The organism is Sphingopyxis sp. MWB1 (assembly GCF_000763945.1).
Lineage (GTDB): Bacteria > Pseudomonadota > Alphaproteobacteria > Sphingomonadales > Sphingomonadaceae > Sphingopyxis.
Window position 1 is genome coordinate 2,223,656 of sequence record NZ_JQFJ01000002.1, and the last position, 16,839, is coordinate 2,240,494.

The window sequence follows — 16,839 nt, forward strand, 5'->3', positions numbered from 1 at the left end:
GGGCGCGCGAAGGTCAAGGCGAGAGGGCGGGGATAAGCCTGCCCTAAGTTCGTCAGCTCTTGGCCGCCCCCTCTTCGCCGTCAATTCCCTGATATTTAAGCTGAAGATAGCGTTCGCGCGTCGCGAGCTTGTCGAGTTCGCCCGCGGCAAGGGTGCGGGCGGCGTCGCCGATTTCGCGTTCGAGCATCTGCAAACCGCCGACCAGCGTGTCGTCGGGGGTGCGTCCGGCATGGGCTTCCTTGCGAAGCCCGGCGGGAATGCGCTGATATCCGGCGACCAGTTCGGGCAGATCTTCGCCCACCAGCTTACGGATATTGGCTGCCGCCGGGGTGGCGGGGTCGAGGTTTTGAAGCTGCGGCGCGAGCAGGTCGAGCTGGACCCCGATGCCATCGACCAGCTGGCGCGCGGGCGCGGGGAGCGCGGGGCGCTGTGCTTCCAGCCAGATTTCGGTGCGTCCGGCGAGCTGCTTCAAATCGGTCTTGGGCAGGTCGGCCTGGCGCGGTTCGGGGAAGGGCGGCCATTTGCCGAACAGCACGGCCACGCCGATCAGCAGCACGACAAGCGCGAGCAGCCCGGTGAAGCCCAGCGGCTGGATCAGCGCGCCGAAGATCGCGGCGCCAAGCAGCACGACCCCGCCCGCGATGAGCACGCGCCCCATTTTCTTGAACAGATGCTGGCGGCGCAGCGCCACGCTTTTGGTGCCAATGGGGCGGCGGCGCTCGTGCGAGCGTTCAATCGCGGCTTCGGCCGCGACGCGGACCTTGTCGACTTCGCTCATCGTCACCCGGCTCAGCTTTCGATCGCGGCGAGCGGGCTGTCGGCGCCGCCGACGCTCGCCTGCGCCTGCGATGCGCCCTCGGCGCGGGCGATATAGCCCTTCGACTTGGCGACTTCGCCTTCCAGCGCGGTCACGGTCGTTTTCATCGTGTCGAGCGCCTTCAGCTTGAAGCTGTCGATCTCGTCCATCGTGTCATAGATATTCTGGAAGGCGCGTTGCAGCGTTTCCATCGGGATGGTGCTCGACGCCGCCTGTTCATGGATACGCGCCGTATTTTCCTTCAGCATTTTCGACGTGCCGTCGATGATGTTCGCGGTGGTGGAGTTGAGCGCGGTAATCTGTTCGAGCACCAGCTTTTGATTGGTCATCGCCTGCGCGACGGTGATCGCGGTTTTCAAGGCGCCGACGGTAGTGGTCGAGGCGCGGTCGACGCCCTTCACCAGTTCGACATTATTCTTTTTGACCAGATCGAGCGCGAGATAGCCCTGCACCGTCACTGCCATCTGGGTGAGCAGATCCTGCGTGCGCTGGCGCGCATAGAAAAGCGCATTTTCGCGGATCACCTTCGCCTTGGCGGGATCGGTGCCGTCGAGTTCATTCGCCTTGGCTTCGAGCCGTTCGTCGAGGGTGCGGGCGATGTGGACCATCTGTTCCAGCTTGCCCATCGATTCCCACATCTTGCGGCGCTCGACGTCGATGGCGGCATTGTCCATCAGCAGCTCGTCCTTGCCATTGGCAAGCGCGGTCAGAACACCGCTGATGTGCGACTGTGCGCTGCGATATTGGGCGAAATAATTGCCGACGCGCCCCCCGAAAATCTTGTCGAGAATGCCGCGCTTGGTGAGCAGCTTGCCATTGGCCGACGGGTCGAGCCGCTCGACCGTGTTGCGCAGTTCGATGAGGTTGGAGCCAATGTCATTGTCGCGCTCCATCGCCTTGACCGGCCGGTCGAGAAAGCGGTTCGAATGGCTCGCCGCCTCCAGCATTTCCTTGCGGCCCATATTGGTGATCTGGTCGATGCGCTTGCCGAATTCGGGGGAATTTTCATCCTGCGCGACGAGGTCGTCGATGAAGCTGTCGACCCGCTCGTCGAGCTTCGACTTTTGCTCGGTCGAAAGGGGGACCAGCCCGGCCGCCCTTTCCGGCGTTACCGCGGACACGGGTTCGGGCGGGGACAGTTTCAGATCGTCCGTCGCGGTCGCGGTTGCAGTCTGTTCGCTCATTCCGGTTCCTTCTACCCCGATGCCGCCGCCAATATGGCATGCGAGTCTGTGTTGTTCAAGCACTACACCTCTGGCGACCGGTTCAGCAGCGGCGCGATCCAGGCCGAGAGGATGAGCTGCGCCATATGATAGACGAGGATGGGCACCAGCACCATGCCCGCCGTCGCGGGCGGGAAGAGAGTGGCGGCGAGCGGCGCGCCCACCGCGATGCTTTTCTGTGCACCCGAAAAAAGCAGGGTGATGCGGTCAGCGCGCGCAAGGCGCAAGGCGCCGCCGAGACCCCAGGCGCCGCCGAAGGCGAGCGCGAGCAACAGGGCGACCGCCGCCAGCACCAGCGCGATCTCGCGCGTGTCGAGCTGATCCCAGATGCCTGCAACGACGGCGGCGGAAAAGGCGACATAGACGGCGATGGCGATGGCGCTGCGGTCCATCAGCGTCGCGAGGCCGCGATGCGCGAGCACCCAGGGGCGCAGCCAGCGCTGAGCCAATTGGCCGAGGATGAAGGGCAACAGCAGGATGAGCATGATACGCAGTGCCGCCCCGCCGCTGATATCGCCCTCGCTGCCCGCGAGCAGCGCGAAAAGCAGCGGCGCGGCGATCACGCCCGAAAGGTTGAGCAGCGCGGCGGCAACGACGCTGGCGGCGACATTCCCCCCCGCCATCGAACTGGCGGCGGTCGCCGACTGGACCGTTGAAGGGAGAATGCCGAGGAAGAGAAAGCCGAGCGCGAGCGTGGCGGGGAGCAGCGGGGCGAGCGCCGCCTGCGCGCCAAGGCCAAGCAGCGCCATGGCGCCGAAGCAGAAAAGGAGCGCGCCGCCCTGCAATTTCCAGTTGCGGATTCCGTGGAGCACTTCATCGCGCGGCAGGCGCACGCCGTTGAGGAAAAAGAGCAGGATGATCGCGGCGGTCGACAGCGCCTCGGCCACCGGCACCCCGGCGCCGCGCACGGGCAGCAGGCTGGCGATGACGAGGGTTGCGAGGAGCACCGGGACGAAGCGGTCGGGGAAGAGGCGCGCGAGCATGTCCTGGCGATGGCGCGATGCGGCCCCCTTTGCAAGATGATCGTCGCCTCCGTCTGCGCGCGGGGGACGGGCTGGTCATTTGCATCGCGCGCGAAGCCGCCTATGCAAAACGCCATGGCCCGCATCCTGATCCTCGCCGCTCTTCCCGAAGAAGCCTCCGCCCTTTTTCCCGATATGGGCACGGAGCAAGCTGGGCCCTTCGCGGTGCGGCACCTGACGGGGCATGGCCATGATCTCGCCATCGCGACCTGCGGGCTGGGCAAGGTCCATGCCGCGCTTTGCGCCGGGATGCTGGGCGGCGAGGCCGACCTGTTGCTGATGAGCGGGACCTGCGGGTCGCTGGGCGCGGCGCCCGGCGCCTATTGGACCGCGGAGGCGGTGCAGCATGATTATGGCGCCGCGCATCCGGGAGCTTTTCGCCGCTATCGCGCGGGCGAATGGCCGATGGGGGAAGCGGGCGAGGCGCATTTTTCCGCGATGCCCGATCCGGGCGTCGGCCTGCCCCATGCGCGGATCGCCAGCGGCGACAGCTTCATCGCCTGCCCCGACGCGGCGGCCGGTCTGGCGGCCACATTGGGGGTGACATTGGTCGATATGGAAGTCGCTGCGGTGGCGCAGGCGGCGGCGCGGCTGGGCAAGCCCTGGGCCGCGATCAAGGCGGTCACCGACGAAGCCAATGGTGACAGCGCAGGCGATTTCCACGCCAATCTGGTGCGCGCCGCGCGTCACGCGGGCGAGCAGGTCGAGCGGCTGGTGGCGACGCTGCCCTCGTAACGTGCGTCCATGCCCCCTCGGGGGCAGCGAGGCCGATCTGGCGCTTTCCTATTTTTCGCGCGCGCCTATATCCTGTGTCATTCCATGACCCGCGCCCGCGTCCTTCTTCTTAACGCCGCCCTCGGCCCGCTTGACTATCGGGTGCCGGAGGGCGAGGCCGCGCCGCTCGGCAGCGTCGTGATCGCGCCGCTCGGTCCGCGGCGGCTTGGCGGGGTGGTGTGGGAAGATGAAAGCTTTGGCGCGCCCGACCCCGTTGGCGACAACAGGCTGCGCAGCCTTTATGAAATCGTGGCGATCCCGCCGGTTCCCGCGCCGCTGCGCCGCCTCGTCGAATGGACGAGCGACTATTATCTGGCGCCCCCCGGTGCGGTACTGCGCATGGTGCTTCCCGGCGTCGCCTTTGCCGATGCGCGCCGCCCTATCGTCGAATATCGTGCGACCGGCGAATTGCCGAAACGCATGACGCCGCAACGGACCGTCGCGATGGAGATGATCGGCGACCGGCAAGGCACGGTGCGCGAACTGTCGGCGCTGGCGAAGGTCAGCGAAGCGGTGATTCGCGGGCTGGTGCAAACGGGCGCGCTCGAAGCGGTGAGCGTCGCCGCCGACGCGCCCTATCCCGCGCCCGACCCCGGCTTTGCCCCGCCCGATCTGTCGGAAGAACAGACCGCCGCGGCGCAGACGCTTCGCGATGCAGTCGCGGCGCGAAAGTTCGAGACGCTTCTCCTCGACGGGGTGACCGGATCGGGCAAGACCGAAGTCTATATGGAGGCGGTGGCCGAAGCGGTGCGCGCGGGGCGGCAGGTGCTGATCCTGCTTCCCGAAATTGCGCTGACCGAACCGATGCTGACGCGCTTTGCCGCGCGTTTCGGCTGTGAGCCGGTCGCCTGGCATTCGGGGCTGCGCCAGGCCGAGCGCCGCCGCGCCTGGCATGCTATTGCGCGCGGCGAGGCGAAAATCGTTGTTGGTGCGCGTTCCGCCCTCTTCCTTCCCTATGCCAATCTCGGCGCGATTATCGTCGATGAAGCGCATGAAACCAGCTTCAAACAGGAAGATGGCGTCCATTATCACGCGCGCGACGTCGCGGTGATGCGCGGCTCTTTCGAAGGGCTGCCGGTGATCCTCGCCAGCGCGACCCCCGCGCTCGAAAGTCTCGCGATGGTCGAGGCGGGGCGCTATCGCCATATTGCGCTGCCCGCGCGCTATGGCGGGGCGCGGCTGCCTGATCTCGCCGCCATCGACATGCGCGCCGATCCGCCCGACCGCGGCCATTGGCTCGCGCCGCCGCTCGTCGAAGCGCTTGCTGACCGGTTGCAAAAGGGCGAGCAGAGCCTGCTTTTCCTCAACCGCCGGGGCTTTGCGCCGCTTACCCTCTGTCGCACCTGCGGGCATCGCATCCAGTGCCCCAATTGCACCGCCTGGATGGTCGAGCACCGGCTCGTCCACCGCCTCGCCTGCCACCATTGCGGCCATGTCATGCCGCCGCCGCGCCTGTGTCCCGAATGCGAGGATGAGGACAGCCTCGTCGCCTGCGGCCCCGGCGTCGAGCGCGTCGCTGACGAGGTCAAGCTGCGCTTCCCCGACGCGCGCACCGCTATCGTCACCAGCGATACTTTGTGGTCGCCCGCCAAGGCCGCCGAATTTATCGACAATGTCGAGGGCGGGCTGGTTGATATCATCATCGGCACCCAGCTTGTGACCAAGGGTTATCATTTCCCCAACCTCACCCTCGTTGGCGTGGTCGATGCCGACCTTGGCCTCGATGGCGGCGATTTGCGCGCGTCCGAACGCACCTTTCAACAGATTGCACAGGTCGCGGGGCGCGCGGGGCGCGGGGCGAAGCCCGGCGAAGTGCTGATCCAGACGCGCGTTCCCGATGCACCGGTCATGGCGGCGCTCGTCGCGAACGACCGCGATGGCTTTTATGCCGCCGAGGCCGCCGCGCGCAAAACGGCAGGCGCGCCGCCCTATGGCCGCTTTGCCGCGCTGATCATCTCGTCAGAAGAGATGGAAGTGGCGCGCGGCGTCGCGCAGCGATTGGGGCAGAAAGCCCCCGTGCTCGACGGCCTGTCTATCTATGGCCCCGCGCCCGCGCCGCTAGCGATGCTGCGCGGACGCCATCGTTTCCGCCTGCTCCTCCACGCCCCGCGCAGCTTCGACCTGCAAGGCGCCATCCGCGACTGGGTCGGCAGCATCGACTGGCCCGCCAAGGCGCGCCTCGCCATCGACATTGATCCTTACAGCTTCGTCTGAACGCCCCCGGCGTCAGTAATCGGGTTCGCTGCCGCCCAGCACCTGCTGGGCCTGTGCGGTCAGCCAGGCCATGGCAGCGGCCCAGGGTTGGTGGCCGTGGCTGATCCGCGCGACACCAAGGCCTGCGAGTTCACGGTGCGTCGGGCCGCCCTTCCCGCGCAAGATATTGACGGGCAGGGGGGAGGCTTCGCAGATGGCGGCGATGCATTTGGGGTCGAGGAGGAAGGGGACGAAGAGTGATCCTGCTCCGGCATCGGCATAGGCGCGCGCGCGTTCGAGCGTTGCGGCGACCAGCGCATCGCCATCTCTCGCAATATCGCCCCCGCGAAAAACGTCGCAGCGCGCGTTGACGAAAATGCCCGTGTCGGCGGCGGCGCGATAGCGGGCCTGTGCATCGGAAATCGAAAGCAGCGCGGTGTCGCCGGGCATCCGGTCTTCCATATTGATGCCCACCGCGCCCGCGGCTTTGGCCTGCGCGACCGAGGCGCCTACCGCCGCAGCGTCGGTGCCATAGCCCGATTCCATATCGATGGTAACGGGAAGGTCGGTTACGGCGAGAATCCGCGCGAGATTATCCAGCGCATACTCCAACGGAAAATCCTCGCCATCGGCGCGCCCCTGCGCACCCGCGACCCCAAAGCTGCCGGTAGCGATCGCCTTCGCACCTGCCGCCGCAACCGCCCGCGCGCTGCCCGCGTCCCAGATATTGACGAGGATCAGCGGATCGCCCGGAACATGCAGTGCGGCAAAGGCGCGGGTCTTGTCGGTCATATATTCGGTCCTTTTCGCTTGCCGGGGGGCACCCGGCCTTATCCTTAAAATTCGTCGAAACCCGCTTGCCCCGCCGCGCCCTCGCGGCGCAGCAGCTCATCCTTGATCGGCAGGCCATAGGCATAGCCGCCGAGCGTGCCGTCGCTGCGCACGACGCGGTGACAGGGGATCAGCACCGCGACATTGTTCGCCCCATTGGCGCTGCCCGCCGCGCGCACTGCGGCGGGGCGGCCGACAGCGGCGGCGATTTCGGCATAGCTTCGCGTCTCGCCCGCGGGGATTTTCCTCAGTTCGCGCCACACCGCTTCCTGAAAAGCGGTGCCCTTCACATCGATGGGGATATGGTCAAAGCCGTTCACCGGCGCCTCGACCGCTGCGACCACTTCGGCGAGCAGCGCTTCAAAGGCCGCGCCCCCTTCGACCAGGGTGGCGGCGGGAAAGCGCTTTTCCAGCGCCTCGCGTCCTTCGTCGAACGACAGGCGGCACACCCCCTTGTCGGTGGCGGCGACCAGCATCTGCCCCAGGCTCGTCGGCACGACCGCCCAATGGATCGTTGCCCCCTTGCCGCCATTCACCCAGGCCGAAGCGGCCATGCCCATGCGTCCCTCCATATTCTCGTAAAAGCGCGACGGCCCCGAAAAGCCCGCGTCATAAATGGCGTCGGTCACCCGTTCGCCTTCGCTTAAGGCCTTGCGCGCGCGCTCGTCGCGCAGGGCGCGGGCATAAGCGGCGGGCGACAGGCCGGTGTGGCGGGTGAAGACCCGCTGGAAATGTGTCGGCGAATAGCCGGTGCGGCGCGCGAGATCGGCGAGCGCCAGCGGCTCCTCACTCGCCTTGATCGCGGCGATCGCCTTGATCACCGCGCTGTCGTCGCGCGCAACATCGTCAGGCAGGCAGCGCTTGCAGGGGCGCAGCCCCGTGGCGCGCGCCGCCGCCCCGTCGGCGAAAAAGCGGACATTCTCGCGCAAGGGGTGGCGCGCGGCGCAGCTTGGCCGACAATAAATGCCCGTGGTCAGAACGCCGGTCACGAACCGCCCGTCATAGGCCTTGTCGCGGCGCTGGACGGCGACCCAGCGTTCGTCGTCGGTCATGGTGGCTTGCGTCATGGGTCAACCCCTATCGATGCGCGCGGCGAAACAGCCGTTCGTCGCATATTGCGCGTGAATATAGGTGACATCGGCGCGGTCGAACAGCGCACGGATCGCCGTGTCGCTTTCCGCGCCGGGAACCAGGCGGGCGGCGGCGAGCATTCCTTTTTTGTCAAAGCCGCGAAAGGCCATTGTTCGTCCGGTAAAGGCGGGGGGCGGCTCATCGACATAAGTGGCGGGAAGGGCGCCGCGTCCGACATAAATGGCATAGGCGCTGCGGAACGGGGTTTCGACATCATGGCTGACATGATGGGTTAGAATGAGCTGCTCGCCAGCAGGCACATCGTCGAGGGTGATGCGGCAGGGATAGCCGCGCCCCTCTGCGCTCAGTCGCACCGCGCGCCGCGCGCTCAGTTCAGCATCGCTCATCGCGAACAGCGGCGCAAAGGGTGCGGGGTCAAGGCCGGTCATTTGATAGCGCATTATCCATCCTTTCCTTGAGGGTGGGCCCTTGTGCCATGGCCTTGTCGCTGCTGCGTCCCGATGCTTGCGATCAAAAGAGGGGCAAGTTCGATGTCTAGGTTTCGCTGCGCCTCACGCGCGCGGCGAAACAGCCATGCGCCGCATTATGTGCGTCGATATAGGCAATGGATTCGTCGGCGAACAAGGCGCGGATCGCGGCATCGGCCTCCCCGGGCAGTGCCAGCTTGGCATCGCGCAGCATCCCCTGTGCGTCAAAGCCGCGCATCGCTATGGGGCGCCGCTCAAAGACCGGCGGCACCCGGTCTTCATAATGAGCGGCCTCCACATTCTGCCGCACGAAAATCGCATAGGCGCTGCGATAGGGGGTGGGCACATCATGGCTGATATGGTGAAGCAGGATCAGCGTTTCGCCGTGGGCAGCATCCACCAAGCTGATCCGGCAGGGAAAGCTTTTAGGGGCCGCAGCGGTTACGCGCATCGCCCCGCGCTCCGCAAGCGCGGCATCGTCCATGGCAAATAACGGAGCGAAATCGGCGGGGTCGAGGCCGGCGATAGAATAGGTCATGGCATCATCCTTTCGTTTCCCCGATAGGCTTTGCGCGGCGGCGACACCTCCCGATGTTTGCGGTCAAAGCAGGATGAGATGGCGCGATGAATATCCCCCGATTTGGCGCTGCAGGGGGATTCGGACCATGCCGGCCTTGCCATCGCCCTTGGAGCCACTAGGTTCCCGCGCAATGACTCGTCTGCTGACCCTGCTGCTCGCCCTTTTCGCCATTCTTCTGCCTGCGCGGGCGGCGGATGATATCAGTGCGGTGTCGCGCAGCGTGGTGCGCGTCGTCACCGTCGCGATGATGAACGGCGAGGTTGTCGGCTTCGGCCATGGCAGCGGCATCGCCATTTCGCCGACCCGCATCGTCACCAATGCCCATGTCGTCGAATCGGCGGTTAAATATCCGCAGAATGTCGCGCTGGGCGTCGTTCCGTCCGAAGGAAAGAAAAGCTATCCCGCGCGGCTTGTCGCCATCGACACGCAGCGCGACCTTGCGCTGATTGAAATGACCGAGGGGCGGGTGCCACCCGCTGCCGTCTATTCAGGGCCGCTCGATGCCGGCGCCGATGTCACCGCGCTGGGCTATCCCGGCAATGTCGACCTCGCGACGGCGCGCAGCGCCGCCGACTATATCACCCCCCGCAATCCGGTACGCAGCGAAGGCAATATGTCGAATCGCGAAAGCGTCGACGGCGTGGGAATGCTCGTCCACACCGCCAAGATTTCGCGCGGCAATTCGGGTGGGCCGCTCGTTGATCAATGCGGCCGGATTGTGGGTATCAACAGCGCGATCACCCGCGCCGACGATGGCGACTCGCCCTTTGCCTTTGCCATATCAGTGCGCGAGCTCGCGCGTTTCCTGTCCGAAGCGGGGCAAAGCTATAACAGCATCGGCACCCAGTGCCTGAGCCTCGCCGAAGCCGATGCGCGCGACCGCGCCGCGCTCGATGCCGAAGCGCGCGCCGAAGCCAGGGAGAAGGCCGCAAGCGAAGCCGCCGCCCGCGCGACGCGCGAACGCAAGCTTGCCCATGTTGAAGAACAGGCGCTCGCCGCGCGCGAGAACCGCATGGCGCTGGCGGGTGTGCTCTTTGTCATCGGCGCGCTCGGCGCGGGCGCGGGGTTGATGTTCCATGGACAAGGGAAAGCCCGCAACGCCAAAATTGCGGGCGGCGCAGGCGCGGCCTTGATGATCGTCGCGGCGCTCCTGTTCATCACCCGCCCCGACGCCCGCGCCGACCTTCCCGAGGACACGCCCGCACCCGCCGCCGGAGACAAGGCGCCAACGGTTGCCGCTGCGGGCGATTTCCTGTGCACCATCCGCCCGAACCGCAGTCGCATCACTGTTTCCTCGACCGCGGATGTGCCCGTCAGCATCGATGCAAAGGGCTGCGTTAATGACCGCACCCAATATGCGCGCGGCGCCGATGGCCGCTGGCAACGCATATTGGTCCCCAATCAGGAAGCAACCGTCACCATCGCCTCCATCGACCCGGCGGCGCAGGAGTATCGCGTCGAACGCTATCTGCTCGACGCTGAAACCATGGCCAAGGCGCGCGCGACCCGCGCGGCGATGAGCGTCAAAAGCTGCGCCGCCGACGAAGCGGCAATGACGGCCTTTGCCGCGCAGCAGGAGGCGATTCGCGCGACCTTGCCCGGCAGCCCCAATGAGCGGCTGGTCTATGAATGCCAAAAGCTCGCGAAAAAGGATTGATTGCACAGGCCTGGCTGCGTGCTGCTTGTTATAGGGGCCATTCTCCAGCAAGGCTGGCCTGAAGCGCACAAATGTTGCGCCCGATTTGCCCGGAGGCCAGAAGACCCGGCCCCAGAGGTCCGGAGCGATCCTCGCCAAGCGGAGGAAGCGAGCGGAGTGCGGCACGCACCTCGTCTGACATCTGGCGCATTTGCCATTTGATTTCCTGTTCGGCAGCGTCGGGACGATCGAGCGCGGACAGGCGAACGGCTTCAATCGCATAAGCTGCGGCACCCAGCGCGTGGGCGCCCATGTGGCAAACCGCTGCCGCCTGCCCCGCGGCCTTGGCCGCCGCCGCAGCGGCGGGCGAGCCTGCATCCTGCGCCGCGCTTCCACCTGCGAAGCGGCGACGAATTTCAGACGCTGTATCCACTTCGCCCTGTGCAAAGGCCCGCGTCCGCGCAATGGCGGCCCGTGGACGCTCATCGCCGGGCCGAGCTGTTTCGAACAGCCCCAGCACATGTTCGGCGCAGGTCGCGGCCCATTCGGCGACAAGGCGCCGTTCAGCCTCGCTCAGGGTCTGGATGGATCGGGTCATCTCATCTGTTCCGCAACAATGTATCTCACATCCCCGTTTCCGACCGCTGATGGCCTGCCGCCCTATGTCGAGGGCCTTACCCCCCGCAGGCCTTGAACAGCATCAATGTTCGTTCGCGGGCCAGATCGGCGCTGGGTTGGTGGTAATCCTTGCGGCGGTCGCTGTTGAAGCCATGGCCTGCATCATAGACGAAAATCTCCGCGGTCGGGTGACGTCGCGTGGCGAGTGCCTCCACCCCGTCCATCGATATGCCCGCATCATGGCGTCCGAAATGAGCGATGGCGGCGCAGCGCGGCGCTTCATCCTTGAACATCGTCGGTATCAGGCTGCCATAATAGGCTGACGCGGCGGCAAGATCAGGGCTGATCTGCGCCATCCGCCACGCAACCGACCCGCCATAGCAATAGCCGACAATGAAGACGGGGCCGTCCGTTTTGAGGGCATCGATACAGGTTTGCGCGTCCTTCAGGCTTTGATCGAACGGATGAATGTCGCGCGCCAGCGCGATGGCGCGTTCCAGACCCTCGCCTGAATAATCGCTTTCAAAGCCGGGATGCTCGCGGTCGAACAGTGCGGGGGCGAACACTTCATAACCATCATCGGCATATTCATCGCACAGCTCGCGGATATGGTCGGTAACCCCGAATATCTCCTGAACCAGAACCAGCCCGCCGCGCCGCGTCCCTTTTGCGCTGGCATGATAGACAGCGATGTCGGCGCCATCGTCCATCGTCATCCGCGTCATTTCGCCCATCCTTGCCTCCCCGTCTTTGTCGGCGCTTGCGTCCTACCCCGTTCCTATCGGCCAGGGGGGGAAATGCAAACGCTGCCCCAGCTTGCATTGCGACAAAATCGTTGCTAGGCGCGCCGCGACTTCGCGTGGGGGGCATTCGCAGAATCTCCGCCAAAACCGCGCGACCCATCCCCCACGGGATCGTTAGAAAAGGACTTTCGCGCGTGGAGAATTCCGGCGGCATTCAAGGCAACATCACGGCGAGCCTCGCGGGCCGCTATGCCAGTGCGCTGTTCGCTCTGGCCCGCGAATCGAATCAGATCGACAGCGTTCAAAAAAGCCTCGCGGCGTTGAAAAGCGAATTGGGCGAATCGGCGGACCTGAAATTATTGGTGACCAGCCCGGTCGTCAGCCGCACCGATGCCGCCAAGGCCATCGGCGCCGTCGCCAAGGCGATGAAGCTCGACGCGCTGACCGCGAATTTTCTGGGCGTGCTGGCGGAAAACCGCCGCCTCGCCGACCTGTCCGACATGATCGGCGCCTTTGACGCGATCGTCGCGGCTTATCGCGGCGAAGTCACCGCCCAGGTGACGAGCGCGCATCCGCTGGCCGCTGATCAGCTCAAGCAGCTTGCCGCCAATCTGAAGACGCGCGTGGGCCGCGACGTCCAGATTCAGGCCAAAGTCGATCCCGCCATCCTTGGCGGCCTCGTCGTCCAGCTGGGCAGCCAGCTGATCGACGGCAGCATTCGTACCCGTCTCAACAGCTTCGCGCAGGCGATGAAAGGCTAAGCAATGGAAATCCGCGCCGCTGAAATCAGCAAGGTCATCAAGGACCAGATCGCCAATTTTGGAACCGACGCCACCGTCAGCGAAATCGGCTCCGTGCTCTCGGTTGGCGACGGCATCGCCCGCGTCCACGGCCTCGACAATGTCCAGGCTGGTGAAATGGTCGAGTTCGCCAATGGCGTGAAGGGCATGGCGCTGAATCTCGAAGCCGATAACGTCGGCATCGTGATCTTTGGCTCGGACAGCGAGATCAAGGAAGGCGACCAGGTCAAGCGTACCGGCACCATCGTCGACGTCCCCGTCGGCAAGGGTCTGCTGGGCCGCGTGGTCGATGGCCTCGGCAACCCGATTGACGGCAAGGGTCCGATCCAGGCGGAAAAGCGCATGCGCGTCGAAGTGAAGGCGCCGGGCATCATCCCGCGTACCTCGGTTCACGAGCCCGTGCAGACCGGTTTGAAGGCGCTCGACGCCCTCGTCCCCGTTGGCCGCGGCCAGCGCGAGCTGATCATCGGCGACCGTCAGACCGGCAAGACCGCCGTTGCGATCGACACCTTCATCAATCAGAAGACCGTCAACGCGGGCGATGATGAATCGAAGAAGCTGTACTGCATCTATGTCGCCGTCGGCCAAAAGCGTTCGACCGTGGCGCAGATCGTTCGTCAGCTCGAAGAAAATGGTGCGATGGAATATTCGATCGTCGTCGCTGCGACGGCATCGGAACCCGCGCCGCTGCAATATCTTGCGCCCTATGCCGGCGTGACGATGGGCGAATATTTCCGCGACAATGGCATGCACGCCGTGATCGTTTATGACGATCTGTCAAAGCAGGCGGTCGCCTATCGCCAGATGTCGCTGCTGCTTCGCCGTCCGCCGGGCCGTGAAGCCTATCCCGGCGACGTTTTCTATCTCCACAGCCGCCTGCTCGAGCGTGCGGCCAAGATGAACGCCGACAATGGTTCGGGCTCGCTCACCGCGCTGCCGATCATTGAAACGCAGGCGGGCGACGTGTCGGCCTATATTCCGACCAACGTGATTTCGATCACCGACGGCCAGATCTTCCTTGAAACCAACCTCTTCTATCAGGGCATCCGCCCCGCGATTAACGTCGGCCTTTCGGTCAGCCGCGTCGGTTCGGCCGCGCAGACCAAGGCGATGAAGAAGGTGTCGGGCTCGATCAAGCTCGAGCTCGCGCAATATCGTGAGATGGAAGCCTTTGCCCAGTTCGGCTCGGACCTCGACGCCGCCACGCAAAAGCTGCTCAATCGCGGTGCGCGCCTGACCCAGCTTCTGAAGCAGGCGCAGTTCAATCCGATGCCGTTCGAAGAGCAGACGGCGTCGATCTTCGCGGGCACCAACGGCTATCTCGATGCCGTCGCGGTTCAGGATGTAACGCGCTATGAAACGGCGATGCTCGCCTATCTGCGCAGCGACCATCCGCAGGTGCTCGAAACGATCCGCGAGACCAAGGATCTTGGCGACGACGCCAAGAAGGGCCTGGTCGCCGCGCTCGACGCCTTCGCGAAGATTTTCGCTTAAGACATTTGGGTTGGCCCGGTCCTCATGGCCGGGTTGACGAACCAGAGGGGCCGTAATGGCATCGCTTAAGGAACTCAAAGGGCGGATCAACTCGGTCAAATCGACCCAGAAGATCACCAAGGCCAAGAAAATGGTCGCCGCGGCCAAGCTTCGCAAGGCGCAAGCAGCTGCCGAAGCGGCGCGTCCCTATGCCGAACGGCTTGAGGGCGTGGTCGCGAGCCTTGCGTCCAAGGTTGGCGCCGCCGACAGCGCGCCGAAACTGCTCGCAGGCACGGGGCGCAGCGACACGCATCTGCTGCTCGTTCTCAACAGCGACCGCGGCCTCGCCGGCGCGTTCAACTCGAACATCGTCAAGGCCGCCCGCGACAAGGCCATCGCGCTTCAGAATGAAGGCAAGAAGGTCATCTTCTTCCTCGTCGGGCGCAAGGGACGTCCGGTGATCAACCGGCTTTTCGCTGGCCAGATCGTCGAACATTATGAAACGACCGGCCTTCGGGATATCGGTTTCGACCAGGCGTCGGAAATCGCCGAAAAGCTGAGCGAAATGTTCGAAGCCGGCGCGTTCGACGTTGCGCATCTTTTCTATTCGAAATTCCGCTCGGCGCTGGTTCAGGAAGCCACCGGCCAGCAGATCATCCCCGTTCCTGCCCCCGAAACGGCGCCGGTTTCGACGGGTGCAGCGGTGGAATATGAGCCCGGCGAAGAGGAGATTCTCGCTGACCTGCTCCCGCGCAATGTCACCATCCAGATTTTCAAGGGCCTGCTTGAAAATGCCGCCTCCGAACAGGGTGCGTCGATGACCGCGATGGACAATGCGACGCGCAATGCGGGCGAGCTGATCAACAAGCTGACCATCGTGTACAACCGCACGCGCCAGGCGGCGATCACGACCGAACTCATCGAAATCATTGCTGGCGCGGAAGCGCTATAGCCCAACCAATCGCTGGCGCGGAAGCGCTCTGACCGATCAACCGAGGAAGAAGACAATGGCAACCGCACCTGCCCCCGAAAAAAAGGCTCCCGCCAAAAAGGCCGCGCCGAAGAAGCCGGCTGCTCCCAAGAAAGCCGCCGCATCCGCAGCTGCGACGACCGTTTCCGGCACCGGCCGCATCGCGCAGGTGATCGGCGCTGTCGTTGACGTGCAGTTCGACGGTGAGCTTCCTGCAATTCTGAACGCGCTTGAAACCGACAATGGCGGCAACCGCCTCGTCCTCGAAGTCGCGCAGCATCTGGGCGAAAACACCGTTCGCACCATCGCCATGGACGCGACCGACGGTCTGACCCGGGGCCAGCCCGTGGCCGACACCGGTGCGCAGATTTCGGTTCCCGTCGGCCCCAAGACGCTCGGCCGCATCATGAATGTCATCGGCGACCCCATTGACGAGCGCGGCCCGGTGGGCAGCGACATGTCGGCGCCGATCCACGCGCCGGCTCCCGAATTTATCGACCAGTCGACCGAAGCGGCGATCCTCGTCACCGGCATCAAGGTGATCGACCTTCTCGCCCCCTATGCGCGTGGCGGCAAGATCGGCCTGTTCGGCGGCGCGGGCGTTGGCAAGACGGTTCTTATTCAGGAACTGATCAACAATATCGCCAAGGGTCATGGCGGCGTGTCGGTCTTTGCGGGCGTCGGCGAACGCACCCGCGAAGGCAATGACCTCTATCACGAATTCCTCGACGCCGGCGTTATCGCCAAGGACGCCGACGGCAACCCGACCCCTGATGGGTCGAAAGTGGCGCTGGTGTTCGGTCAGATGAACGAACCCCCGGGCGCACGTGCCCGCGTGGCGCTGTCGGGCCTCACCATGGCCGAATATTTCCGCGACCAGGAAGGGCAGGACGTGCTCTTCTTCGTCGACAATATCTTCCGCTTCACCCAGGCGGGTTCGGAAGTGTCGGCGCTGCTCGGCCGTATTCCCTCGGCCGTGGGTTATCAGCCGACGCTGTCGACCGACATGGGCGCGCTGCAGGAACGCATCACCTCGACCACCAAGGGCTCGATTACCTCCGTGCAGGCGATTTACGTTCCCGCAGATGACTTGACCGACCCCGCGCCGGCGACCAGCTTCGCCCACTTGGACGCGACGACCAACCTCAACCGCGCCATTTCGGAGCTGGGCATTTACCCCGCGGTTGACCCGCTCGATTCGACCAGCCGCATGCTGGAACCGCGCATCGTTGGTCAGGAACATTATGAAACGGCGCGCCGCGTTCAGGAAACGCTGCAAAAGTACAAGTCGCTTCAGGACATCATCGCCATTCTCGGCATGGACGAGCTGAGCGAGGAAGATAAGCTGACCGTTGCGCGCGCGCGCAAGATCCAGCGCTTCCTGTCGCAGCCCTTCCACGTTGCCGAAGTCTTCACCAACATCCCGGGCAAGTTCGTCCAGCTGGAAGACACGATCAAATCGTTCAAGGCAGTGGTCGATGGCGAATATGACCATCTGCCCGAAGCGGCCTTCTACATGGTCGGCGGCATCGACGAAGCGGTCGCCAAGGCCGCGAAGCTCGCCGAAGACGCATAAGATAACGACCCTTCCCCCGGCCTG

At 64.8% G+C, this 16,839-nt stretch carries 16 protein-coding genes; 7 read left to right on the forward strand and 9 right to left on the reverse strand.

Annotated features, from left to right (window positions below):
• Positions 1-52: 52 nt before the first annotated feature.
• From JV18_RS0111105 to JV18_RS0111115, 3 genes are all read right to left on the reverse strand, one after another.
• Positions 53-778 (reverse strand): hypothetical protein, encoded by a 726-nt coding sequence (locus JV18_RS0111105; protein WP_033074538.1) that lies wholly within the window; start codon positions 776-778, stop codon positions 53-55.
• An 11-nt stretch (positions 779-789) separates the two neighbouring features.
• On the reverse strand, positions 790-2,001 hold the full coding sequence (locus JV18_RS0111110; RefSeq protein ID WP_033074539.1) for a toxic anion resistance protein: 1,212 nt from the start codon (positions 1,999-2,001) through the stop codon (positions 790-792).
• A gap of 62 nt (positions 2,002-2,063) precedes the next feature.
• Positions 2,064-3,023, reverse strand: a complete 960-nt coding sequence (locus tag JV18_RS0111115; RefSeq protein ID WP_033074540.1) for a bile acid:sodium symporter family protein — start codon at positions 3,021-3,023, stop codon at positions 2,064-2,066.
• Between the two features lie 114 nt (positions 3,024-3,137).
• Here JV18_RS0111115 and JV18_RS0111120 point away from each other — a divergent pair, with 114 nt between their 5' ends.
• Complete coding sequence (locus JV18_RS0111120; protein WP_033074541.1) at positions 3,138-3,797, forward strand: 5'-methylthioadenosine/S-adenosylhomocysteine nucleosidase family protein; 660 nt, start codon at positions 3,138-3,140, stop codon at positions 3,795-3,797.
• An 84-nt stretch (positions 3,798-3,881) separates the two neighbouring features.
• Positions 3,882-6,050, forward strand: a complete 2,169-nt coding sequence (locus JV18_RS0111125; RefSeq protein ID WP_033074542.1) for a primosomal protein N' — start codon at positions 3,882-3,884, stop codon at positions 6,048-6,050.
• A 12-nt stretch (positions 6,051-6,062) separates the two neighbouring features.
• On the opposite strand, the gene JV18_RS0111130 is transcribed toward JV18_RS0111125, so the two are convergent.
• From JV18_RS0111130 to JV18_RS0111145, 4 genes are all read right to left on the reverse strand, one after another.
• Positions 6,063-6,821, reverse strand: a complete 759-nt coding sequence (locus JV18_RS0111130; RefSeq protein ID WP_033074543.1) for an isocitrate lyase/PEP mutase family protein — start codon at positions 6,819-6,821, stop codon at positions 6,063-6,065.
• Positions 6,822-6,865: 44 nt separating this feature from the next.
• The gene (gene ada, locus JV18_RS0111135) at positions 6,866-7,927 is read right to left on the reverse strand and encodes a bifunctional DNA-binding transcriptional regulator/O6-methylguanine-DNA methyltransferase Ada (RefSeq protein WP_033074544.1); all 1,062 of its coding nucleotides are present in this window, start codon (positions 7,925-7,927) and stop codon (positions 6,866-6,868) included.
• 3 nt (positions 7,928-7,930) lie between these two features.
• Positions 7,931-8,392: a DUF1203 domain-containing protein gene (locus JV18_RS0111140; RefSeq protein ID WP_033074545.1), complete on the reverse strand. Its 462-nt coding sequence runs from the start codon at positions 8,390-8,392 to the stop codon at positions 7,931-7,933.
• A 94-nt stretch (positions 8,393-8,486) separates the two neighbouring features.
• Complete coding sequence (locus JV18_RS0111145) at positions 8,487-8,957, reverse strand: DUF1203 domain-containing protein (protein ID WP_033074546.1); 471 nt, start codon at positions 8,955-8,957, stop codon at positions 8,487-8,489.
• A 172-nt stretch (positions 8,958-9,129) separates the two neighbouring features.
• Between JV18_RS0111145 and JV18_RS0111150 the strand changes: the two genes are divergently transcribed.
• The gene (locus tag JV18_RS0111150) at positions 9,130-10,656 is read left to right on the forward strand and encodes a S1C family serine protease (protein ID WP_033074547.1); all 1,527 of its coding nucleotides are present in this window, start codon (positions 9,130-9,132) and stop codon (positions 10,654-10,656) included.
• Between the two features lie 28 nt (positions 10,657-10,684).
• On the opposite strand, the gene JV18_RS0111155 is transcribed toward JV18_RS0111150, so the two are convergent.
• Together JV18_RS0111155 and JV18_RS0111160 are read right to left on the reverse strand one after the other, a co-directional pair.
• Positions 10,685-11,233 carry a putative immunity protein gene (locus tag JV18_RS0111155; protein ID WP_033074548.1) on the reverse strand — a complete coding sequence of 183 codons (549 nt, stop codon included), beginning with the start codon at positions 11,231-11,233 and terminating at the stop codon, positions 10,685-10,687.
• A gap of 76 nt (positions 11,234-11,309) precedes the next feature.
• Positions 11,310-11,978 (reverse strand): dienelactone hydrolase family protein, encoded by a 669-nt coding sequence (locus JV18_RS0111160; protein WP_327195762.1) that lies wholly within the window; start codon positions 11,976-11,978, stop codon positions 11,310-11,312.
• Positions 11,979-12,190: 212 nt separating this feature from the next.
• On the opposite strand from JV18_RS0111160, the gene JV18_RS0111165 reads away from it, so the two are divergent.
• The 4 genes from JV18_RS0111165 to atpD are packed head-to-tail and all read left to right on the forward strand — an operon-like array spanning position 12,191 to position 16,815.
• A complete protein-coding gene (locus JV18_RS0111165) occupies positions 12,191-12,757 on the forward strand; it encodes a F0F1 ATP synthase subunit delta (protein WP_033074550.1) in 567 nt (188 codons plus the stop codon).
• A 3-nt stretch (positions 12,758-12,760) separates the two neighbouring features.
• A complete protein-coding gene (gene atpA / locus JV18_RS0111170; protein WP_033074551.1) occupies positions 12,761-14,290 on the forward strand; it encodes a F0F1 ATP synthase subunit alpha in 1,530 nt (509 codons plus the stop codon).
• 55 nt (positions 14,291-14,345) lie between these two features.
• Positions 14,346-15,221, forward strand: coding sequence for a F0F1 ATP synthase subunit gamma (locus JV18_RS0111175; protein WP_033074552.1), 876 nt, complete (start codon positions 14,346-14,348; stop codon positions 15,219-15,221).
• 55 nt (positions 15,222-15,276) lie between these two features.
• Complete coding sequence (gene atpD, locus JV18_RS0111180; protein ID WP_235303179.1) at positions 15,277-16,815, forward strand: F0F1 ATP synthase subunit beta; 1,539 nt, start codon at positions 15,277-15,279, stop codon at positions 16,813-16,815.
• Positions 16,816-16,839 lie beyond the last annotated feature (24 nt).